Origin of the sequence: Leifsonia sp. NPDC077715, assembly GCF_040686855.1 — a bacterium.
Taxonomy (GTDB): Bacteria; Actinomycetota; Actinomycetes; order Actinomycetales; family Microbacteriaceae; genus Leifsonia.
The window spans coordinates 368,339-387,453 of record NZ_JBFBOG010000002.1 but is presented as its reverse complement, the minus strand read 5'-3'; the positions used below and the strand labels follow the sequence as shown (position 1 = coordinate 387,453).

The following is a 19,115-nucleotide window of genomic DNA, read 5'->3' as shown; positions in this document are numbered from 1 at the left end:
GGAGAGCCACTCCCTGAAGACGCACCGGGTGCGCCGATCGTGACGCTGCTACACTTCCCTCATCGATATGCGAACACGGCGTTCGCATAGTGAACGAACGACTTACGACGAAGTGAGGACCCCGTGCAGTTCCACCACCACGGCTACGTCTCCGGCGACCCGCGCATCCACGAGCCGGAGGGCACCGGGATCGACCGCCCCGACGAACTGCCCGACGAAGTCGACGTGCTCATCGTCGGCTCCGGCCCCGCGGGCATGATCGCTGCCGCCCAGCTCGCCCAGTTCCCCGGGGTCGTCACCCGGCTCGTCGAGCGCCGGCCTGGCCGCCTCGCCATCGGGCAGGCGGACGGCATCCAGGCGCGCAGCGTCGAGACGTTCCAGGCGTTCGGCTTCGCCGAGCGGATCATCGCCGAGGCCTACCGCATCACCGAGATGGCGTTCTGGAAGCCGGACCCGGCCGACCCGTCCCGCATCGTCCGCACGGCGCGCCCGGTGGACGACCCCACCGGCGTGAGCGAGTTCCCGCACCTCATCGTCAACCAGGCGCGCGTGCTCGACTACTTCGCCGAGGTCGCCGCGAACTCCCCGTCGCGGCTCACGCCGGACTACGGGTACGAGTTCGTGAGCCTCGCGGTGGGCGACGGGGAGCATCCGGTCGCGGTCACCCTTCGGCGCACCGCCGGACCCGACGAGGGCGCAGAACGTGTCGTGCACGCGAAGTACGTCGTGGGCGCGGACGGCGCACGCAGCAGGGTCCGCGAGGCGATCGGCTGCCACCTCGCCGGCGACTCGGCCAACCACGCCTGGGGCGTCATGGACGTGCTGGCGGTCACGGACTTCCCCGACATCCGCACCAAGTGCTCCATCCAGTCGGAGGCGGGCAACATCCTGCTCATCCCGCGCGAGGGCGGCTACCTGTTCCGCATGTACGTCGACCTCGGCGAGGTGCAGGCCGGGGACAACCGAGCCATCCGATCCACCACCATCGAGCAGATCATCCAGAAGGCCAACGACATCCTGCACCCGTACACGCTCGACGTCCGGGACGTCGCCTGGCACAGCGTCTACGAGGTCGGCCACCGGCTCACCGACCGCTTCGACGACGTGCTGCCCGACGAGCTCGGGATGCGCACCCCGCGCGTCTTCATCACCGGCGACGCCTGCCACACCCACAGCGCGAAGGCCGGCCAGGGCATGAACGTCTCGATGCAGGACGGCTTCAACATCGGCTGGAAGCTCGGCCACGTGCTCGACGGGCGCGCGCCCGAAGGTCTGCTCGCCACCTACTCCGCCGAACGGCAGGTCGTCGCGAAGGACCTCATCGACTTCGACAAGGAGTGGTCGACCCTCATGGCGAAGAAGCCGGAGGAGTTCGCCAGCCCGTCGGAGCTCGAGGACTTCTACGTCCGCACCGCCGAGTTCCCGGCCGGTTTCATGACGCAGTACGCGCCGTCGCTGATCGTCGGCGAGGCGTCGCACCAGGAGCTGGCGACCGGCTTCCCGGTCGGCAAGCGCTTCAAGTCGGCGCCCGTCGAGCGCGTCTGCGACGGCAACCCGGTGCACCTCGGCCACCACGCTCGGGCCGACGGCCGGTGGCGGATCTACGTGTTCGCCGACGAGGCCGCCGCCGGGGCTCCGTCGCGCGTCGCCGACCTCGCCGAGTGGATGTCATCCTCCCCCGACTCGCCCCTCGCCGCGACGCCCGAGGGCGCCGATCCGGACGCGTGGTTCGACGTGAAGGTGATCTACCAGCAGGACCACACCGCGATCGACCTCGGCGTCGTGCCGACGCTGTTCCTGCCGCGCGTCGGACCGTTCGAGCTGATCGACTACGAGAAGGTCTACGCCGCCGACCCCGCGCACGACATCTTCGCCGAGCGCGGCATCGACCGCGGAGGTGCGATCGTCGTGGTCCGGCCGGACCAGTACGTGGCGCACGTCCTGCCGCTCACCGCGACAGACCAGCTGGCGGCGTTCTTCCGTCCCATCCTGCGGAGCGCAGCGCTGGCGGGGTGAGGCTCAGCCGCGCAGCGGACTGTCTCGCGACCAACCGCCGCCGGGATCGGTCGGACGTCAGCGCAGGTCGGCCTCGATCGCCGCCGCCGCGTCCCGCAGCCGTGCGCCGAGCCGCGCTGTGTCCACATCGCTCGCCACGTACACGACGGCGAGTGCCGCGACCGGCTGACCCGGCGTCTGCACCGGCACGGCCACCGACGCCAGGCCGACGATCACCTCGTCGTGGCTCGTCGCGTAGCCGCGCGAGCGGGCCTCCGCCGCCTCGTCCCGCGCGTGCTCGCCGGGCAGCATCCCCCACTGCGCCTCGGTGAGCACGGACTGGATGGCGATGCCGGGCGCCCCCGACGCGAGCGGATGCCGCGTGCCGGGACGCTGCGCCACACTCGCGTGCGCGTGCGTCGGCTCCACGGTCACCAGGGTCACCACGTCGTGCCGGTCGAGCACCGCGAGGAACGCCGTCATGCTCAGCTCGTTCGCCACGGCCGTCAGCTGCGGAAGGGCGGCCGCCTGCAGGTCGCGCGAGACCGCTCGGGCCAGCGTCGCCATCCGCGGCCCGAGCTCGACCGCGCCCGCCGCGTCGCGCACGACCAGCCCATGGTCCTCGAGCGTGCGCAGGATGCGGTAAGCGATGGAGCGATGCAGGCCCAGCCGGGAGGCGATGGCCGGGATGCTCAACGGCTCCCCGGCGTCGGCGAGCAATTCGAGCATCCGGATGCCGCGGGACAGCGTCTGCAGCGGGGGCGCGGTCGTCCCGGCGCCGTCGTCGATGGGGGGCACTGTTCGATTATAGAAACGTCACCCGTCGTGCGCCGAGAAGAACGCCAGCACGGCGGGAAGCGCCTTGTCCGCGATCGTCCCGTGCGTCGCCCCCGGGACGGCGTCGTACGTGACGTCGACGCCGAGCTGCTTCTCGTGCGCGACGAAGGCGGCCGTCGCCGAGGGCCGGACCAGCTTGTCGACCAGCCCCTGTGCCACCAGCGCCGGCACCGGAAGCGGCACCGCCCCTGGCGTGTTCGCTGCGAGGAGGTCCGACCAGGGCTCGATGACGCCCGGGTCCCCGGTCACGAAGCGACCGACCAGCGGCTGGGCGATCCGGTGCAACGCACTGTTCTGTGTGATCAGGCAGAAGTCGTTCATGACGGGCAGCGCGGCGATAGCCGCCGGCGTCAGGATGCTGTCGAGCGCCGCGCCGTAGACCTGCGCGTAGGCGGAGAACGCGTACGAGCCGATGCTCACGCCGGACACGTCGCCGATGTCCGCGCGCAGCAGCGCCGCGAGATCGGTCGCCGGGGCGGCGACCGCGACGGCCCGCAGATCGAGCTCCGGCGCGTAGTCCGGCTGCAGCTGGGCGGCGAACAGGGCCGCCTGACCTCCCTGCGAGTGACCCCACAGCAGCAGCCGGTCGCTCGCCGCGGCGCCGAGCAGCCCACGGGCGGCGCGAGCGGCGTCCAGGACGTTACGACCCTCCGTCTCCCCGATCAGGTACGAGTCCGGGCCGGGAACGCCCATCCCGGTGTAGTCGGTCGCGACCACTGCGTAGCCCTGCTGCAGGAGCTCGGGCAGGCCCTCCATCCACACGTAGGGGTCGACCGAACGGGACGGCGCGCACTTCTCGGCGCTGCCGGTGGTGGGATGCGCCCAGGAGACGATCGTGCGTCCGCCGGCGGGCGCGGGGCCATCGGGCACCACCAGCATCCCGCTGTTCAGCACGGGGCGACCGCGCAGGTCGGTGGAACGGAACAGGATGCGCCACGCGGTCGACCCGTCCGGCGCCCCTGTCGCGATCTGCTGCCGGACGACGGTGCCCGGCGCGCCGGAGCCGGCGGGCGGGTCGTCGTAGAACGCGCCGATGTACGGCCGGCCGAGCACGTCCTCCTCGCCGCGGAGCGCCTGCGAGCATCCGTTCAGCGCGGCCAGCGCCAGCACCGCGGCGATCAACGCGACGCCGACGCGCCGTCCCCTCCCCCGGATCCGCACACGCCATGGTCGCACACGGCGTGACGGGCGCGTCAGGCCGAGACGGTCTGGCGCGTGTTGACCACGTCCACGCGGGCGTCGATGAACGAGTGGACGCTCTCGTGGATGTGGAACTGCGTGTGCGACAGCCGCGCCTCTCGCGAGCGCAGCAGCGCACGGGCGGCCGCACGCCGCGACCGCACGCGGCCGAGGCCGATGGTCGCGCCGAGCAGCACGACGACGGCGACCGCGGTAGCGGTCATGTCGACGATCCCCACCCAGCCGGCCGGGAGCAGCGCGAGCGCGGCCACCCAGGCACCGGCGACCGCCGCGAGCAGCACGCCGGTCGTCCACAGGGTCGCGCGGGCCAGACGCAGCGGGTGCGCCGCGAGCACGGCGCGCGCCTCGGCGGTCTCCCGCTCGTGCTGGCGGCGGCGCTCCTTCGCCCAGTGCAGGTCGCGCTCGTGGCGGCGCGCGAGCAGCTGCGCCTTGTCGTGGGCGTGATTGTAGGAGGTGGTGTGCACGATACGTCCTTTGCAGCAGTTCGGGTTCTCCTGCGGGCCGGGGTTCGGGTCCGGCGACGCAGGGCTCAAGGGAGTAACTCGGGTGTGACAGACGCGAGCATAGCCAGAAAGTTCGGTCTGTGGGTCATTTGGAGGACACGGTCTTGTACCCCAATTCGGGCGACACGGATACCGCGCACCCGGCGCTGTTATGGTGTGGCTTCCGAAGCGGCACGGAACGGGGAATGGCATGCGCAGACCGATCGTCGTCGCGGCCCTCGTGGTGGCCGCCGTCATCATTGCGGCCGGGGTCGTCTTCGGGGTCACGCGACCGTCGTCCGCCCCGGTCGCCGCCACGCCCTCGCCCTCGCCGACGGCGAGCGCGAGCCCACGTGCCTTCGCATCCTCACAGCTGTACCTCGACCCCAACACCGAGGCGGCCGCCGCTGCGAAGCGCCTGGAGCAGCAGGGAGACACCGAGGGCGCGCTCATCGCGAGCAGGATCGCCGCGGTCCCGACCGCCGTCTGGCTCGGCGAGTGGTTCGTGGGCGACCGGTTGGTGACCGAATTGACCAACGACATCGCCGACGCGAAGAAGCAGGGTGCGACGGCCGTGTTCGTGGCGTACGCCATCCCGAACCGCGACTGCGGCGGCTACTCGAAGGGCGGCCTCGCCGCCGATCAGTACCTGCCGTGGATCCGCACCATGGCGGCCACGCTCCGCGGCAGCCACTCGGTCGTGCTGCTGGAACCGGACTCGCTCGGGATGCTCGCAGACAAGAAGTGCGACGGCTCGGCCGAGGTACGGCTGCCCCTGCTCAAGGCATCGGTCGGCATCCTGGAGTCGGCGGGAGTCGCCACCTACCTCGACGGCGGGAACGCCCGGTGGCTCTCCCCGTCCGCGCAGGCCGCGTGGCTCGAGAAGGCCGGCGTGGACAAGGCGCACGGCTTCTTCACCAACGTCTCCAACTTCGACAAGACGCAGAGCGAGCGCGACTACGCGGGCAAGCTGTCGTCGAAGATCGGCTGGAAGCACTACGTGATCGACGTGTCCCGCAACAGCAACGGCTGGACCGGCACCTGGTGCAATCCCTCCCGTGCGAAGCTCGGCCAGGATCCGGAGGTCACCGAGGGCGGCGACACCCGGCTCGACGCGCTGCTCTGGGTGAAGCATCCCGGCGTCAGCGACGGCACGTGCAACGGCGGCCCGGCGGCCGGCGTCTGGTGGCAGGCCGGGGCGGAGGCTTTGATCACCGGAGGCACGCCGTGAGCGCCGGGACGGGCGTCGACGGCTGCGCCGAGCTCGCCGACGCCTGCTCGCGCCTCGCCGCCCGCACCTCCGACCCGCGGGAGTTCCTTCGCCGGCTCGGCCATGAGGTCGCGGGGGTCCGGCGGGGCGCGCTCTGGCCGCTCGACGCCGGACGCGGCGGGTCCAACCGCATCCGCGGTCGCGGATTCCGCCGGCACGTCGACGACGGCACCGACGGTCAGGCGCGGCACTTCGCCGGGATCGTCGCCGTCGCCGCGCGCATCGGCCCGCGCCTGACGCGCTGGCTGTCCATCCACGTCGGCCGGGACGCGCCCGACACGGCAGATGGCCGGCTCACCGATCACGCGCTCGACTTCGTGCGTCTCGTCCGGTCGGGCGAGCTCGCCCCGCAGGATGCGGACGCCTGGGTGCGCAGCACGATCTGCGGTCGGTGAACCCGGCTCACCTGGCGGGTGGCAGCTTCGGGCTGCGATGCACCTCCCACAGCCGCGCATGACCGGGCGAATCCGGGTCGTCGACGATCGGCTGATCGGCCATGAACAGCCGGATGACGTGCGCCAGCTCACCCGGGTGGCTGAAGTTGATCGCGTGTGCGGCTCCCTCGATCGCGACCAGCAGGACGTGGTTGTCCGTCTGCTGGGCGATCTCGCGCACCCGTTGGTGGTGCGGCATCACGGGTCGCGCTCGCCCACGACGACGAGGGTCGGGATGCGGAGGTCGAGCAACCGTGACAGCGACGGGTACTGCGTGAGCGCGCGGAACATCCTCACCGTGCTCGGCACCCCGAATCGCAGGTAATCGGGAGCGGCGACGGTGACCATGCGGGGCGGCTCCCGGACACCGTCGCGCGAGAGTTGCCCGACGGCGCGCCGCAGCGGCTGGTTGTGCACCCCGCCGGCGGGCGACACGAGCACCGCGCGCTCGATCCGTTCCGGGTAGTGGTGGGCGAACTCCAGGATGACCGGGCATCCCATCGAGTTGCCGACCAGCGTGACCTTCTCGATCCCGCGGTCGTCGAGGAACCGGGCGGCCGCATGCGCGAGGTCGGGGATGTCGAGCCCGTGCGGCGCGCGGCCGCTTCGGCCGAACCCGGGCAGGTCGGGAACGAGCGTGTGGAAGTCGTCCGCCAGCCGCTCAGCCGTCGGGAGGAGGTACCGCCCCGACAGGCCGAAACCGTGCACGTGCATCATCGCCGGGGCGTCGGGCGGGCTCACCGACTCCCGGTAGAAGACGTCGACGCCGTCGACCGTCGTCCAGCGCTCCGCGAGGCCGGACGCGGGACGTCGCGGCAGCCTGCGGGGAGCGCTCCTGGTGCTCATACAGCGATCATGCGCGCCAGGATGGGCCGGCACAATGCTCCGATCAGGAGGCGACGACCGCCTTCAGACCGGCGTAGTCGCGAAGCCGGGGTAGCCCGGCGGTGAGGGCGGACTCGTGGCCGCCCACGACGACCACGCGGGCACCGGACGCGACGGCCGCGGTCAGCCCGGCCTCCGCATCCTCGAACACGACGCACTCCCCGATCGGCACGCCGAGCCGTGCGGCGGCGAGCAGATACCCCTGCGGGTCGGGTTTGCCGCGCTCGACGTCCTCGGCGGCCACGAGCAGGGCCGGGACGAGGATGCCCGCAGCGCGCATCCGGGTCACCGCGAGGTCGTGCGGGGCGCTGGTGACCACCGCGATCCGTGCGCCGTCGTCCGCAAGCGCCGTCAGGAAGGCCCCCGCGCCGGGGATCTCGACGATCCCGTCCGTGCGCGTCAGCTCCTCGGCGACGAGTCCGGCCGCGAGCTGCGCGCGCTCGGCCTCGGACAGCTGCGGGAGGAAGTGCGCGATGGTGTCGCCGGCCTGGCGCCCGTGTGCGAACGCGAGCAATTCGACCGGGTCGAGTCCGTGACGGCGGCAGAACTCGGTCCACACGTGCTCGACGACGGCGGTGGAGTCGACCAGCGTGCCGTCCATGTCGAACAGGAAGCCGGCGGCGGCGATCTCGTGCACGAGTTCGAGTGTACGAGACGGTGCGTCGCCGCGATCACCATTATTGACATACAAATACGTACATCAGTAACCTCGACTTATGCGAGTCCGCTCATCGCTGGTCCGGCTGGTCGCCGTGGTTTACGTCGCCCTCGTCGTGACCACCGGCACGAGCGCGTGTTCGATCTTGGGAGTACCGATGAATCAGCAGCTTTCGACGGAAGGCAATCTGGCGAACCAGAAGAAGGTCGCTGCGGAGTTCATCAAGGACTACCCGCACCCCGAACTCGAGTCCATCAGATTCATGGCAGAAGGAAGCGTCAAGGGCAGTGGGAACTGGTCCGCGTACGCCGTCGTCACTATCGCCGGAAAGAACTACGACGAGGTTCTGGGCACATCGCTCTCCTTAGGCGAAGGTCTACCCACCGTTCCGCCGGGCCCCGGCCCCGGACCTGTAACCGTCATCTACAGCGACGATTCGAAGGGGTTGATCGAGTGACGACAGACAAGGATCGCGGCGACATCGCTCAAGCGGTGTACGAACTCGACCCCGCGTGGGGAAACGATCCACCGTCAGGGGCGGGCAGCAAAATACCCCCGGAGAACCCGAAGTACGTCTTCCTCGGCGATCCGCGCCCCATCACCGACCCTGTCTCCGGCTTCCAAGCCGCGGCGATCGCACCCATTCTGCCGAATAAGCAGCCGGACCTCTCCCACGTCTTCGTCGCGTTCGCCGGCACCAACCCCAGCCACCGCGCAGACATCAACACCGATCTCCAGCTGGTCGTCGGCGGGCAGACGGCCGCCGCCCAGGCCGAGCAGGCGAAGGCCTACGCCGAGAAGGTTCGCGCAAAGTATCCGGAGGCGGACCTATCGCTCGTCGGGCACTCCCTGGGCGGATTTCTCGCGTTGTACGCCGGCGGAGAACTGCACCTGCCCGCCACGTCGTTCAATGGCCCGGACCCCTGGGACATGCTCTCCCCAGAGGCGCAAGCGTGGATCACGCAGATGATCGCCGAAGGGAAGAAGCCTCTCGTGAACTACGTCAACGAGTGGGACGCCGTCGGGAACTCGTACGGCAATGGCACCGGCGCGGCCTGTTATGTGCGTGACGCGCCCGGCCGAGGCGCTTTCGAGTATCACAACGTCTCGAGCGGCTTCCACTTCAACCCGGACGGCTCCATCTCCGGCTCCGGAGCGAAAGGGCGGAGCACCCTCGAGATCACGCGGAACCTCCTGGACTCCGTTCCGACGCTGTACCGGGAGCCGATGGCGGTGATGCTGGCCGGCACCCTGGGCGTCCTGCAGATGCCCGGAGTCGGCCGCTCCGTTGCCCAGGCGGTCTCGGCGACGTTGGTCGCCATGGACACCCTGGTCGCGTCCTCCTTGGCCGCCCGCATTGCGGGCGCGTCCGACCTGCTCAGCGGCCTGAAGGACATCAACACGAGCCTCATCCCCGAGCTGCGGGAGGGTCTCGAGGATGCTCAACGCACCGTCTCCGGCATCCCGTTCATCACTGCTAGGGACATCGAAGAGTGCGTGATCGTGCAGCGCCTGCGCGTTGAGGACAACGTGGACGAGGATGCGGTCGCGGCCGTGAACCGGCGCATCGACAGCCATCAACGGGCCGTGCAGAAGTTGACCACTGGGATCGTCCACGCAGCCGACAACGCGGTCCGACAGGACGCCCAGTGGGCGTCGACCTTCATCGGCCACTAGGGAACTGGATCACGTGAGCTACACCTCCTATCGAGCACACCAGGTGCCCGGCAACCTCGCCGATGCCATCGCAGGCATCGAGAAGGGCCTGGAGAGTACGGCGGAGGCAGCGAGGGCGGCGATCGACGCGCTCCTCCACAACGCCGCCGTCGGGTTGCTGCACTCAGCCCTGCCGCCGATGGTGCATGGTCGCAACGCGCTCGTCCGGTCGGGTGCCTGGATGCGGGCCGAAGCCCTCACTGCGGAGCTCGGGCTCAGCTTGACGGGCGCACGGGTCGGCAAGGCTGTGCTGTCCGGCGCTGTCGCCGAAGCAATCGACAAAGGTCTCGACATGATCACGAAGGACCTCGATTACACCCCGGGAGTGAACAGCATCACATGACCGAGTACCGATCGCTTCGCGAGCTCGAAGACGCCCAGGACCAGGAGTCAGCAGACGCTCGACACCGGATGGAGCTCGCCGAGGAGTGCGTGGCCCACTACCGCTCGCAGATGACGCGGCTGCAAGAGGATTTCGCTCGGCTCGCATCCTCGCAGGAGTCGCGGATGCGCCCGGGTTCCGGGCCGAGCTTCAGGCGGTCGCCGACCGAGTCGATGAGAACGTCTGGGAAGCGGGGCGAGTCATCGCCCGCTTCGAGGAGGAAGACGACGACATGCGGTTCCAGCACGAACGCGAGCGCGACCGCTTCCTTGAACAGCGACACGAATAGGAACAGGAAACGCGGAGGGGGCCATCCCACCTGCCCCCTCCGCACCCTTCACACCAGCGCGGCAGAGAACCGCGCGGGACGGAACGTCTCGAGCAGCGGCGACTTCTCACCGGTCACGATCTCGCGCGCCAGCAGCTCCCCGGCGATCAAGCCGAGCGTCGCGCCGCTGTGCGTGAAGGCCACGAAGTAGCCGTCGATCTGCTCGAGCTCGCCGAGCACCGGCTCGCCGTCGCCCGGGATGGGTTTCCCGCCGATGCCGAAGCCGTCCAGCTCGAGGGTCGGGTTGCCGGCGAGGACGCGGGACGCCTCCACCAGCAGCCGGTCCACGATGCCGTCGGGGACGGTGATGGAGCCGTCGTCGCCCACGATCAGGGATTCCTCCGACCACGCCGAGTCGAGTGCCAGCGCGCCGGAGGGCGTCGGGCGCACGGCGACGTCCGGGGTGTTCAGCACGGCGGTGAGCTGCGTCTCGACCGGCTTGGTCCAGACGAGGAGCGCTGCCGGGCTGCCGTCCTCGATCGCGACGCCGTGCTCGGCGACCTGGGCCGGGACGCCCGGGCCGGTGGCGAGCAGAACGGCGTCGGCGTCGAAGCGGCGGCCGTCGGCGGCGACGGCGCCGACCGCGCGGCCGTCCTCGACCACGACCTCGACGTGGCCGGCGCCCGTGATCAATGAGCCGCCGCGCGCGGTGAACTCCGCGGCGAGGTGCTGGATGAGCGACGGGAGGTCGACCCATCCCTCGCCCGGGTTGAAGATCGCGCCCTCGGATGCGATCGCGGCGGGGTCGACACCGGGCGTCACCGAGGCGACCTCGTCGGCGGTGACCCACTGGGCGTCGTATCCGATGCTGCGCTCGTGCTCGATGATCGGGCGGAAGCTCTCGCCCTCCGGCGCCCAGGTCAGGCCGCCGTCGAAGCGGAGGAACGCCGAAACGTCCTCGCGGGCCGCAAGGGTGCGGTAGCGGTCGATGCCGAGCTGGCGCAGCGCGTGGTACTCCGGCGAGCGCAGGCCTGCGGTGTTCAGCCAGGAGAGGGAGCGGCCGCTCGCGCCGCTGGCCAGCTCGCCTTCGGTGAGCAGGGTCACCTCGGCGCCCTGGCGGACCAGCTGGGTGGCGGTCGAGACGCCGAGCACGCCGCCGCCGATGACGACGACGCGGGAACGGATGGATGTGGCGGTCATGGTGCTCACTTTCGGTTCTGCGAGTGGATGGTGTCGATCAGGTCGAGGACCGCGAGGCTGTCCAGCGGGTCGACCGGAAGGGGTGCGCCGTCGCGGAGGGCGGCGGCGAGCTGCCGGTAGAAGTCGGCGTAGTCGCCGGGGGTGAGCGGCACCTCGTCGGGGTGCGCGTCGGTGCCGAGGCGGGCGGGAGAGTCCGCGCGGCCGAGGCGGGGGTCGCCGGGGCGCATCCCGCCGGCGAGCTGCGGCTCCTGCGGGTCGAGCCCCCAGGAGACGAAGCCGGAGCGCGAGCCGAGCGCGCGGAACCGCGGGCCGGCGATCGGGGCGACGGCGCTCATCCAGAGGTGGCTGGTCGTGCCCGACCCGTGCTCCAGGACGACGAACACGTCGTCGTCGGCGGCGCCGCCGCGGCGGTTGCGGACCTCCGCGTGGGCGACCTCGGCCGGGCCGAACAGCAGCAGGGCCTGGTCGATCAGGTGCGCGCCGAGGTCGAAGAGGATGCCGCCTCCCTCGTCCGGGCCGGTGGTGGACTTCCAGGATTCGTCGGCCGACGGCTTCCACCACTCGAACCGCGACTCGAACCGCCGGACGTCGCCGAGCGTGCCCTCGCCGACGAGACGGCGGAGGGTGAGGAAGTCGCCGTCCCAGCGACGGTTCTGGAAGACCGTGAACGGCACGCCGGCGGCCGCGGCCCGCTCGACCAGCGCCCGGCCGGACGCGGCGTCCGGCGCGAACGGCTTGTCCACCAGGGTCGCGACCCCCGCGCCGACCGCGGCTGTCGCGTGGGCGACATGCAGCGGCGTGGGCGAGGCCACGACGACCAGGTCGAGCCCGGGATGTGCGAGCAGCGCGTCCACATCCGGCACCGCGACGGCGGTCGGATGGTCGGCCGCCAACCGGTCGTCCTGCGACGTCACCACCGTGGCCAGCTCGAACGCGGGGTCGGCCGCGAGGAACGGCGCGTGGAACACCCGCCCCGCGACGCCGTACCCGATCAGGCCGACGCGGAGCGGCGCGGCGCTCACAGCACCTCCGACAGGAAGCGCTGCAGGCGCGGGCTCTGCGGGCGGTCGAACAGGTCCTCCGGGCGGCCGGCCTCGACCACCTTCCCCTCGTCCATGAAGACGACCTGGTCTGCCACCTTGCGGGCGAAGTTCATCTCGTGGGTGACCACGACCATCGTCATGCCCCGGCGGCCCAGGTCGGCCATGAGATTGAGGACGCCCTTGACGAGCTCGGGGTCGAGCGCGCTCGTGACCTCGTCGAACAGCATGACCTCCGGCTCCATGGCGAGGGCCCGGGCGATCGCGACACGCTGCTGCTGGCCGCCGGAGAGGTCGCGCGGCCGGTGGTCCATCCGCTCGCCGAGGCCGACCTCGGTCAGGCGCTCCTCGGCGATCCGCCGCGCCTCCGCCTTCGGCATCCGCTTCACGCTGCGCAGCGCCAGCATCACGTTCTCGAGAGCGGTGTGGTCGGGGAACAGGTTGAAGTGCTGGAAGACCAGCCCGATCCGGCGGCGGAGCGCATCCGGCTTCGTGCCCAGGATGCTCTCGCCGGCGAGGCGGACATCGCCGCTCTTCGGCTCGTGCAGCCGGTTGATGCCGCGCAGCATCGTCGACTTGCCCGACCCCGAGGGCCCGATGATGCAGGTCGTGGTGCCGGCCGGGACCGAGATCGACACGCCGCGGAGCACGTCGATATCGCCGTAGGCCATGGTCAGATCGACCAGCTCGAGCGAGGAGCTCGTGAACTCCGGGACCGTCTGGGCGGGCAGGGGCGAGGTGTACGTCATGTGTTGCTCCCGAGGGTGATCGGCGCGGGCGGCTGGACCTCGTCCAGCTCGTCCAGTCCGCTCTTCGGCGGCGCCGGCTTGCGGCGACCGGTGCGGAACCGGTTGTCGAAGTAGTTGACGAGGTGGGTGAGCGGCACGGTGATGACCAGATAGAACAGTCCGGCGAGCACCAAGGGCGACAGGTTGCCGGTGAGCACCGCCGCATCCTGGCCCACCCGGAACAGCTCGCGTTCGCCGACCAGCAGGCCGAGGAAGTACACGAGGCTCGAGTCCTTCACGATGGCGATGAACTGGTTCACCAGCGCGGGAAGCACGCGGCGGACACCTTGCGGCACCACGACAAGCGCCATCGCCTTGGCGTAGCTGAGGCCGAGCGCGCGGCACGCCTCAAGCTGGCCCTGGTCGACGCTCTGGATGCCGGCCCGGAAGATCTCGCCGATGTACGCGGCCGCGATGAGCGACAGCGCCAGGATGCCGAGCGGGTACGGCGACGGTCCGAAGATCGACTGCGAGAACCGTGCGAAGCCCTGGCCGATGAGCAGGATGGTGAGGATCGCCGGCAGGCCGCGGAAGATGTCCGTGTAGACGCGGGCGGGGATGCGCAGCCAGCGGGAGGTGGAGATCCCCATGACGGCGACCACCATGCCGAGCACGACGCCGATGACGGTCGCCGCGATCGAGATGATCAGCGTGTTGACGAGTCCGACGCCCAGCAGCTGTGGGAAGACCTGCAGCATCGACGGGATGTCGAAGAAGGTGTGCGTGATGGTGGTGAGCCAGTCCATGGGGATCTCCTGGAGGTTCGACTACTTCGACGGGGTCGGCGTCGAGGTCTGCTCCGCCTTCGGCAGGTACTGCTCGGGCATCGGCGAGCCCGGGAACCACTTCTGGTAGAGCTTCTTCCAGGTGCCGTCCTCCATCGCCTCGTGGAGCGCCTTGTTCAGGGCGTTCTTGAGGGCGGGGTTGCCCTTGGCGATGGCGAAGCCGGCGGGGGCGTCGAACGAGGGGATGTCGTCCGCGTCCTTCAGGGCCGGGTACTGCGCGATGTAGCTCTTGGCGGCCTCGTAGTCGAGGAAGTGCGCGTCCACCGAGCCGCTGTTGAGCGCCGAGACGGCCGCGTTGTTGTCCGGGAAGCGGACCAGGCTCGCCTTCGGGAAGTTCTTGACCGCGTACGCCTCCTGCAGGGTGCCCTGCACGACGCCGAGGCGCTTGCCCGCCAGGTCGTCCTTGGAGTCGATGCCGCTCGTCTTCGTGGTGAGGACGGTCAGGTAACCGGCGAGGTAGCCGTCGGAGAAGTCGACCGTCTTCTTGCGCTCGTCGGTGATGCCGATGGCGGCGACGCCGACGTCGAACTGGTGGTTCGCGACGGCGGCGAGGAGGCCGGAGAAGTCCTGGCCGGTGAAGACGGGCTTGCCGATGTCGGCGCGCTTCGCCACGTCGGTGAAGAGCTCGACGTCGAAGCCGGTGAAGTTCCCGCTCGCGTCGGTGAACGTGTACGGCTTGGAGTCGCCGAGGCTGGCGACGCGGACGGTGCCCGGCTCGATGAGGTGGTACGGGTTGTCCTTGGTGGAGGCGCCGGAGGCGCCGCCCGCGCTGCAGCCGGCGAGGACCAGGGCGGCGGAGGCCGCGGCTGCGAGCAGCGCTGCCGGCCGGAGGAGGGTGCGTCGTTTCACTGCGGGGTCCAATCGTTTGGGGGCGGGGACTGCGAGGAAGGGGACGTGCGATCCTCGTCGATCTCCTGGTTGCTGAGACCGGTCTCTGGCGATTACGCTGAGACCGGTCTCAGTTGGTTTTCTGGGACGCTACAACACGTTTCCCGGGTTCGTCAACACCGGGATCGCGACCAGGAAGGGTCAGCGAATGTCCCCACGCCCCGCGTCCCGCCGCGCCGTCACGGTGGCCGACATCGCCCGCGCGGCGAAGGTCTCCAAGGCGACGGCCGCCCGCGCGCTCGGCGACTACGGGCAGGTGAGCGACGCCGTCCGGTCGCGCGTGCTGACAGCTGCCGAAGAGCTCAACTACCGCCCGAACGCGCTGGCCCGCTCGATGAACACCGGCCGCTCGAACACGATCGGCGTGGTCGTCGGCGACATCGAGAACCCGTTCTTCGCCCACGCCATGCGCGGCATCTCCGACGTCGCCAGCAAGGCCGGGTACGACGTCATCCTCACCAACTCGGATGAGGACGTGGACGCCGAGGAAGCGGCGGTGGACCTGCTCCTCGACAAGCAGGTGGACGCGCTGATCGTGGCGCCGGCATCCTCGGCCCGCGTGGCCCACCTGGCGAACGCCGGGGCCGCCGGCCGCCCGCTCGTGCTGCTCGACCGGCGCGACCAGGACGGACGCTACGACTCCGTCACCGTCGACAACCGAACAGCGGCGGCGCGGGCCACGGCGGAACTGCTCGCAGAGGGTCACCGCCGCATCGCGTTCCTCTCGACCCACGACCACCCGGCCGGGGTCTACGTGCCCGGAGAGACCATCACGATGTCGAGCGTCGCGGACCGCGTCGCCGGTGTCATGGAGGCGCTGACCGACGCGGGCATCCCCGCGCCGGAGCGCAACATCCGGCTCGACGCCCGCCGCCGCGGAGTGGATGCGGTGGCGCGGGAACTGCTCACCGGCCCCGACCCGGCGACCGCCGTGATCGCGTCGGACAGCCTCATCGCGATGACGGTGTTCCAGACCATCCGCACCCTCGGGCTCCGCATCCCGGACGACGTGTCGCTCATCGCGTTCGACAACCCGGAGTGGACCGGCATCACCACACCTCCGCTCACCGTGGTCGAACAGCCCATCTACGAGCTGGGCGCGGCCGCCGCGCGCCTCGCGCTGCAGCGCATCAGCGGCGAGCGGGTCGATGACGCGGCCGTCGTCTTCGACGCGGGCCTCGTGCGCCGCGCGTCCGTCGCGCCCCCGCCGGTCCCCGCGCGCCTCCCCGCCCCCTGACGCGCCGCGGATTCGTGCCGAATGTGCGTTGTGGCTCCCTCATAACGACCATTCGTGCCGAATCGGCCGCGGCGGAGGCGTCAGCGGCCGGTCTCGCGGGCGGCCTGCGCGGCGCGCAGATCGCTGAGCGCGCGGTCGGTCTCGCGGGTGACCGATCCGCCGCGGGCGAGGATCGCCGCCGGCAGCCACTCGCTGAGGCGGAAGCGCCGCCGCTCGACCGGCTCCCCTCCGTCGAGTCGTGCCGGGCGTGCCACCCAGCTGTGGTCGATTCCCTGTGTCCATGTCGTGTTCGCCATGTCCTCTACGTTACGAACGTAAATATCCGGTCACGAGATGGCTTCAGGTCTATCTTCGTAAAGATCCGGCCAGTACACTGACGGCATGATCCGATCCGTAGCGGTCCCCCTCATCGACGACTTCGCCATGTTCGAGTTCGGTGTCGTCTGCGAGGTCTTCGGCCTCGATCGCAGCTACGCCGGGCTGGAGCCGTTCGACTTCCGCGTCTGCGCGATCGACCCCGCCAAGCCGATCGTCAACCCGACCGGCGTCACGCTGACCGCGCCCTACGGGCTCGAGGCGATGGAGGACGCCGACCTCATCGCCGTTCCCGCCGCCACCGTCCGCGACGAGTACCCGCCGGAGTTCCTGGATGCGCTCCGCCGCGCCTACGACCGCGGCGCCATCCTGCTCAGCGTCTGCTCCGGCGCCTTCGCCCTCGGCGCCGCCGGCCTGCTCGACGGTCACGACGTCACCACGCACTGGCGCTACGCAGAGGCACTGCAGCGCCGCTTCCCCGCGGCCCGCGTGGATCCGGACGTCCTCTTCGTCGACGACGGCCGCATCATCACGAGCGCGGGCACCTCCGCCGGGATCGACGCCAGCCTGCACCTGGTCCGCCGCGAGCTCGGCAGCGCGGTCGCCAACACGATCGCGCGCAACATGGTCGTCCCGCCGCAGCGCGACGGCGGCCAGCGGCAGTACATCGACAAGCCGGTCAGCGACTGCGAGGACGACACGTTCAGCGAACTGCTCGACGACCTCACCGACCGCCTCGACGAGACGCACACCGTCGGCAGCCTCGCCGAGCGGGTCCACATGTCGACCCGCAGCTTCTCCCGGCGGTTCGTCGCCGAGACCGGGGTCCCGCCCATGCAGTGGCTCACGACCCAGCGCATCCTTCACGCCCGGCTGCTGCTCGAGACCACCGACCTCCCGATCGACGAGGTGGCCCGCCGGTGCGGCTTCGGCAGCGCGACCCTGCTCCGGCACCACTTCGACGCGGAGGTCGGGGTGCCCCCGACCCGCTACCGCGCAGCCTTCGCGCGGGCCTGACGCCGCGGCACCAGATCGTCGCCGCGGTAGTGCCGCAGCAGCCGCCAGTTGCGCACCGCCAGATCGGCGCAGAGGGCGACGGTCACGAGCCCGCACATCACGACTCCCCAGGCGCGCGGATTCTCCCCCTGCGTCGGGATGGCGACCGCCAGAGCGACGGTCGCGATCAGGGCGAGTGCCGCCAGCACGCCGCCCGCGCCGGCGAGCCGCCGGGCCCGAGCGCGCTCCGATCGGTCTCCCATGCAGCGGAAACTACTCCGCGGACGCGGTGTACGAAAGATGAATGTGCGCTGAACCGGAGATGACGCGATCGGCGCGGGGAGACGACGACGTCCCCGCACGATCGAACCGTGCGGGGACGTCGAGGTGATGGGTCAGTTCTTGAAGGCGTCCTTGACCTTCTCACCGGCCTGCTTCAGGTCGGCCTTGGCCTGGTCGCCCTTGCCTTCGGCTTCGAGGCGCTCGTCGCCGGTCGCCTTGCCGGTGGCCTCCTTGGCGCTGCCGCCCAGCTTCTCGCCGGCGTTCTCGATCTTGTCGTCGAGTCCCATGACGTCCCCTTTCGTGGTCCGATTCGCCACAGACGTTCCCACCGTCACGGAATCGGGTCTACCCCCGCTCAGCGACGTCCCACCGGGTACTCAGGCAGGCGCATCCCGCCGGTCCAGCGCATCGATCGCCGCCGACATGCGGCCGAGGAAGCCCGTCACGACCTCCGCCTCCCGCGCGTCGAGCTCGGTCGCGGCCGCCAGCATCCGGCGGTGCATGGCATCCAGGGTGTGCCTGACCTCGTCGTCCGCACCGGGGGTCGCCACGATCACGAGCGAGCGACGGTCGCGGGGATGCGGCTGCCGGCTCACCCAGCCCGCGATCGTGAGACGGTCGAGCATCGCCGTGACCGAGGACGACTTCAGCTTCAGCAGAGCGCCCAGCTCGGCGGGGGTGGCCGGATCGCCCTCATTCTGGCGCTTCAGCAGGAACCGCAGCGCGCGGAGGTCGTTCTCCCCCATCCGCATCGACTCGCGGGTACGGCGGCGCATCGCCTGCTCGGCCGCGCGGTATTCGCGCAGTGCGTTCAGGACCTCCACGGTGTGGGAGTCGGCACGGTCGTACCAGTAGCCCCCGGTGTGCTGATCGTCGATGGGGCGATTTTACGCGGTGCCGCCGACACGCGGACGCCCGAGGTTCGGACCGCGCGTCTCACGGCCCGCGTCGATCCCGTCGACGGCGTCGCGCATCCGGCGGAGGAAGCCGACGACGGTGCGCGCATCCTCCGGGGTCAGCGAGGCGGCGACCGTTACGAGCTCATCGCGCATGTCGCCGAGGATGGCGCGCTGCAACTCGTCCTGCGGAACCACCGGCACGACGATCAGGGCGCGGCGATCGAACGGGCTGGCCTCGCGCCGGATGTGGCCGGCCCGCTCGAGGCGGTCGAGCAGCGCGGTGACGGACGAGCTCTGGATCCCCAGGTACTCGGCGAGCTCCTTGGGCCCGACTGAACGACCCTCCTCGCCCGCCCGCAACAGGTAGCGCATCGCGGACACGTCGTTCTCGCTCATCCGCAGCACGCCCTCCGAGCGGCGGCGCATGGCGGATTCGGCGGCACCGTAGGCGCGCATGGCCTCCAGCACCGCGAGGCCGCGCGAGCGATCCTCCGGCTCGTCCTGGTACCAGTAGTGGCGCGCCGATTCCTGCGTATCGGACGTCATGGCTTAACGATA

The 19,115-nt window shown here is 70.6% G+C and carries 25 protein-coding genes; 8 read left to right on the top strand and 17 right to left on the bottom strand.

The window, feature by feature from the left end; genetic code table 11:
• The first annotated feature begins 123 nt into the window (after window positions 1-123).
• Window positions 124-2,016, top strand: a complete 1,893-nt coding sequence (locus tag AB0P25_RS08850) for an FAD-binding monooxygenase (RefSeq protein WP_363806720.1) — start codon at window positions 124-126, stop codon at window positions 2,014-2,016.
• 57 nt (window positions 2,017-2,073) lie between these two features.
• Here the strand turns inward: AB0P25_RS08850 and AB0P25_RS08845 are convergent, their stop codons facing one another.
• The 3 genes from AB0P25_RS08845 to AB0P25_RS08835 are packed head-to-tail and all read right to left on the bottom strand — an operon-like array spanning window position 2,074 to window position 4,496.
• Window positions 2,074-2,784, bottom strand: a complete 711-nt coding sequence (locus AB0P25_RS08845; protein WP_363808044.1) for a helix-turn-helix domain-containing protein — start codon at window positions 2,782-2,784, stop codon at window positions 2,074-2,076.
• 27 nt (window positions 2,785-2,811) lie between these two features.
• Entirely contained in the window at window positions 2,812-3,993 is a 1,182-nt protein-coding gene (locus tag AB0P25_RS08840; RefSeq protein WP_363806719.1) for a lipase family protein, read from the bottom strand.
• 32 nt (window positions 3,994-4,025) lie between these two features.
• Entirely contained in the window at window positions 4,026-4,496 is a 471-nt protein-coding gene (locus AB0P25_RS08835) for a hypothetical protein (RefSeq protein WP_363806718.1), read from the bottom strand.
• 229 nt (window positions 4,497-4,725) lie between these two features.
• Here AB0P25_RS08835 and AB0P25_RS08830 point away from each other — a divergent pair, with 229 nt between their 5' ends.
• Together AB0P25_RS08830 and AB0P25_RS08825 are read left to right on the top strand one after the other, a co-directional pair.
• Window positions 4,726-5,745, top strand: a complete 1,020-nt coding sequence (locus AB0P25_RS08830; protein WP_363806716.1) for a glycoside hydrolase family 6 protein — start codon at window positions 4,726-4,728, stop codon at window positions 5,743-5,745.
• Window positions 5,742-6,179 carry a hypothetical protein gene (locus AB0P25_RS08825; protein ID WP_363806715.1) on the top strand — a complete coding sequence of 146 codons (438 nt, stop codon included), beginning with the start codon at window positions 5,742-5,744 and terminating at the stop codon, window positions 6,177-6,179. The genes AB0P25_RS08830 and AB0P25_RS08825 overlap by 4 nt, the downstream gene beginning before the upstream one ends.
• Before the next feature lie 7 nt (window positions 6,180-6,186).
• Here AB0P25_RS08825 and AB0P25_RS08820 read toward each other — a convergent pair whose 3' ends face one another.
• Genes AB0P25_RS08820 through AB0P25_RS08810 form a run of 3 tightly spaced genes read right to left on the bottom strand, consistent with a single transcriptional unit; the run spans window position 6,187 to window position 7,740 of the window.
• Entirely contained in the window at window positions 6,187-6,399 is a 213-nt protein-coding gene (locus tag AB0P25_RS08820; protein ID WP_363806713.1) for a hypothetical protein, read from the bottom strand.
• Window positions 6,400-6,416: 17 nt separating this feature from the next.
• Window positions 6,417-7,064: an alpha/beta fold hydrolase gene (locus tag AB0P25_RS08815; protein ID WP_363806712.1), complete on the bottom strand. Its 648-nt coding sequence runs from the start codon at window positions 7,062-7,064 to the stop codon at window positions 6,417-6,419.
• Between the two features lie 43 nt (window positions 7,065-7,107).
• Window positions 7,108-7,740: an HAD-IA family hydrolase gene (locus AB0P25_RS08810; protein ID WP_363806711.1), complete on the bottom strand. Its 633-nt coding sequence runs from the start codon at window positions 7,738-7,740 to the stop codon at window positions 7,108-7,110.
• Between the two features lie 79 nt (window positions 7,741-7,819).
• Between AB0P25_RS08810 and AB0P25_RS08805 the strand changes: the two genes are divergently transcribed.
• Genes AB0P25_RS08805 through AB0P25_RS08795 form a run of 3 tightly spaced genes read left to right on the top strand, consistent with a single transcriptional unit; the run spans window position 7,820 to window position 9,820 of the window.
• Window positions 7,820-8,218, top strand: a complete 399-nt coding sequence (locus AB0P25_RS08805) for a hypothetical protein (RefSeq protein ID WP_363806710.1) — start codon at window positions 7,820-7,822, stop codon at window positions 8,216-8,218.
• On the top strand, window positions 8,215-9,438 hold the full coding sequence (locus AB0P25_RS08800; protein WP_363806709.1) for an Mbeg1-like protein: 1,224 nt from the start codon (window positions 8,215-8,217) through the stop codon (window positions 9,436-9,438). The genes AB0P25_RS08805 and AB0P25_RS08800 overlap by 4 nt, the downstream gene beginning before the upstream one ends.
• Window positions 9,439-9,451: 13 nt before the next feature.
• A complete protein-coding gene (locus tag AB0P25_RS08795; protein ID WP_363806708.1) occupies window positions 9,452-9,820 on the top strand; it encodes a hypothetical protein in 369 nt (122 codons plus the stop codon).
• Window positions 9,821-9,917: 97 nt separating this feature from the next.
• Here AB0P25_RS08795 and AB0P25_RS08790 read toward each other — a convergent pair whose 3' ends face one another.
• The 6 genes from AB0P25_RS08790 to AB0P25_RS08765 are packed head-to-tail and all read right to left on the bottom strand — an operon-like array spanning window position 9,918 to window position 14,789.
• On the bottom strand, window positions 9,918-10,142 hold the full coding sequence (locus tag AB0P25_RS08790; RefSeq protein ID WP_363806707.1) for a hypothetical protein: 225 nt from the start codon (window positions 10,140-10,142) through the stop codon (window positions 9,918-9,920).
• Window positions 10,143-10,196: 54 nt separating this feature from the next.
• Window positions 10,197-11,327, bottom strand: a complete 1,131-nt coding sequence (locus AB0P25_RS08785) for an FAD-binding oxidoreductase (RefSeq protein WP_363806706.1) — start codon at window positions 11,325-11,327, stop codon at window positions 10,197-10,199.
• Between the two features lie 5 nt (window positions 11,328-11,332).
• On the bottom strand, window positions 11,333-12,349 hold the full coding sequence (locus AB0P25_RS08780) for a Gfo/Idh/MocA family oxidoreductase (RefSeq protein ID WP_363806704.1): 1,017 nt from the start codon (window positions 12,347-12,349) through the stop codon (window positions 11,333-11,335).
• Window positions 12,346-13,116: an amino acid ABC transporter ATP-binding protein gene (locus AB0P25_RS08775; protein ID WP_363806703.1), complete on the bottom strand. Its 771-nt coding sequence runs from the start codon at window positions 13,114-13,116 to the stop codon at window positions 12,346-12,348. The genes AB0P25_RS08780 and AB0P25_RS08775 overlap by 4 nt, the downstream gene beginning before the upstream one ends.
• Window positions 13,113-13,901: an amino acid ABC transporter permease gene (locus AB0P25_RS08770; protein WP_363806702.1), complete on the bottom strand. Its 789-nt coding sequence runs from the start codon at window positions 13,899-13,901 to the stop codon at window positions 13,113-13,115. Before AB0P25_RS08770 ends, AB0P25_RS08775 begins: the two co-directional genes overlap by 4 nt.
• A gap of 21 nt (window positions 13,902-13,922) precedes the next feature.
• Window positions 13,923-14,789, bottom strand: a complete 867-nt coding sequence (locus tag AB0P25_RS08765; protein ID WP_363806700.1) for an ABC transporter substrate-binding protein — start codon at window positions 14,787-14,789, stop codon at window positions 13,923-13,925.
• Between the two features lie 187 nt (window positions 14,790-14,976).
• Between AB0P25_RS08765 and AB0P25_RS08760 the strand changes: the two genes are divergently transcribed.
• The gene (locus AB0P25_RS08760) at window positions 14,977-16,065 is read left to right on the top strand and encodes a LacI family DNA-binding transcriptional regulator (protein ID WP_363806699.1); all 1,089 of its coding nucleotides are present in this window, start codon (window positions 14,977-14,979) and stop codon (window positions 16,063-16,065) included.
• 80 nt (window positions 16,066-16,145) lie between these two features.
• On the opposite strand, the gene AB0P25_RS08755 is transcribed toward AB0P25_RS08760, so the two are convergent.
• Window positions 16,146-16,361 (bottom strand): hypothetical protein, encoded by a 216-nt coding sequence (locus tag AB0P25_RS08755; RefSeq protein WP_363806697.1) that lies wholly within the window; start codon window positions 16,359-16,361, stop codon window positions 16,146-16,148.
• An 85-nt stretch (window positions 16,362-16,446) separates the two neighbouring features.
• Between AB0P25_RS08755 and AB0P25_RS08750 the strand changes: the two genes are divergently transcribed.
• Window positions 16,447-17,397 (top strand): helix-turn-helix domain-containing protein, encoded by a 951-nt coding sequence (locus AB0P25_RS08750; RefSeq protein WP_363806695.1) that lies wholly within the window; start codon window positions 16,447-16,449, stop codon window positions 17,395-17,397.
• On the opposite strand, the gene AB0P25_RS08745 is transcribed toward AB0P25_RS08750, so the two are convergent.
• The 4 genes from AB0P25_RS08745 to AB0P25_RS08730 form a co-directional block, all read right to left on the bottom strand.
• The gene (locus AB0P25_RS08745) at window positions 17,370-17,639 is read right to left on the bottom strand and encodes a hypothetical protein (protein ID WP_363806693.1); all 270 of its coding nucleotides are present in this window, start codon (window positions 17,637-17,639) and stop codon (window positions 17,370-17,372) included. The genes AB0P25_RS08750 and AB0P25_RS08745 overlap by 28 nt on opposite strands.
• A gap of 132 nt (window positions 17,640-17,771) precedes the next feature.
• A complete protein-coding gene (locus AB0P25_RS08740; RefSeq protein ID WP_064110646.1) occupies window positions 17,772-17,945 on the bottom strand; it encodes a CsbD family protein in 174 nt (57 codons plus the stop codon).
• Between the two features lie 90 nt (window positions 17,946-18,035).
• Window positions 18,036-18,482, bottom strand: a complete 447-nt coding sequence (locus AB0P25_RS08735) for a MarR family transcriptional regulator (protein ID WP_363806692.1) — start codon at window positions 18,480-18,482, stop codon at window positions 18,036-18,038.
• Window positions 18,483-18,545: 63 nt separating this feature from the next.
• Window positions 18,546-19,103 carry a MarR family transcriptional regulator gene (locus tag AB0P25_RS08730; protein WP_363806689.1) on the bottom strand — a complete coding sequence of 186 codons (558 nt, stop codon included), beginning with the start codon at window positions 19,101-19,103 and terminating at the stop codon, window positions 18,546-18,548.
• Between the last annotated feature and the right edge of the window lie 12 nt (window positions 19,104-19,115).

Bases quoted from the DNA above. Each gene is read 5' to 3' on its own strand.
- AB0P25_RS08745 (WP_363806693.1), bottom strand. From the start codon at position 17,639: ATGGGAGACCGATCGGAGCGCGCTCGGGCCCGGCGGCTCGCCGGCGCG.
- AB0P25_RS08730 (WP_363806689.1), bottom strand. From the start codon at position 19,103: ATGACGTCCGATACGCAGGAATCGGCGCGCCACTACTGGTACCAGGAC.
- AB0P25_RS08740 (WP_064110646.1), bottom strand. From the start codon at position 17,945: ATGGGACTCGACGACAAGATCGAGAACGCCGGCGAGAAGCTGGGCGGC.
- AB0P25_RS08755 (WP_363806697.1), bottom strand. From the start codon at position 16,361: ATGGCGAACACGACATGGACACAGGGAATCGACCACAGCTGGGTGGCA.
- AB0P25_RS08805 (WP_363806710.1), top strand. From the start codon at position 7,820: ATGCGAGTCCGCTCATCGCTGGTCCGGCTGGTCGCCGTGGTTTACGTC.
- AB0P25_RS08760 (WP_363806699.1), top strand. From the start codon at position 14,977: ATGTCCCCACGCCCCGCGTCCCGCCGCGCCGTCACGGTGGCCGACATC.
- AB0P25_RS08785 (WP_363806706.1), bottom strand. From the start codon at position 11,327: ATGACCGCCACATCCATCCGTTCCCGCGTCGTCGTCATCGGCGGCGGC.
- AB0P25_RS08830 (WP_363806716.1), top strand. From the start codon at position 4,726: ATGCGCAGACCGATCGTCGTCGCGGCCCTCGTGGTGGCCGCCGTCATC.
- AB0P25_RS08775 (WP_363806703.1), bottom strand. From the start codon at position 13,116: ATGACGTACACCTCGCCCCTGCCCGCCCAGACGGTCCCGGAGTTCACG.
- AB0P25_RS08770 (WP_363806702.1), bottom strand. From the start codon at position 13,901: ATGGACTGGCTCACCACCATCACGCACACCTTCTTCGACATCCCGTCG.
- AB0P25_RS08750 (WP_363806695.1), top strand. From the start codon at position 16,447: ATGATCCGATCCGTAGCGGTCCCCCTCATCGACGACTTCGCCATGTTC.
- AB0P25_RS08815 (WP_363806712.1), bottom strand. From the start codon at position 7,064: ATGAGCACCAGGAGCGCTCCCCGCAGGCTGCCGCGACGTCCCGCGTCC.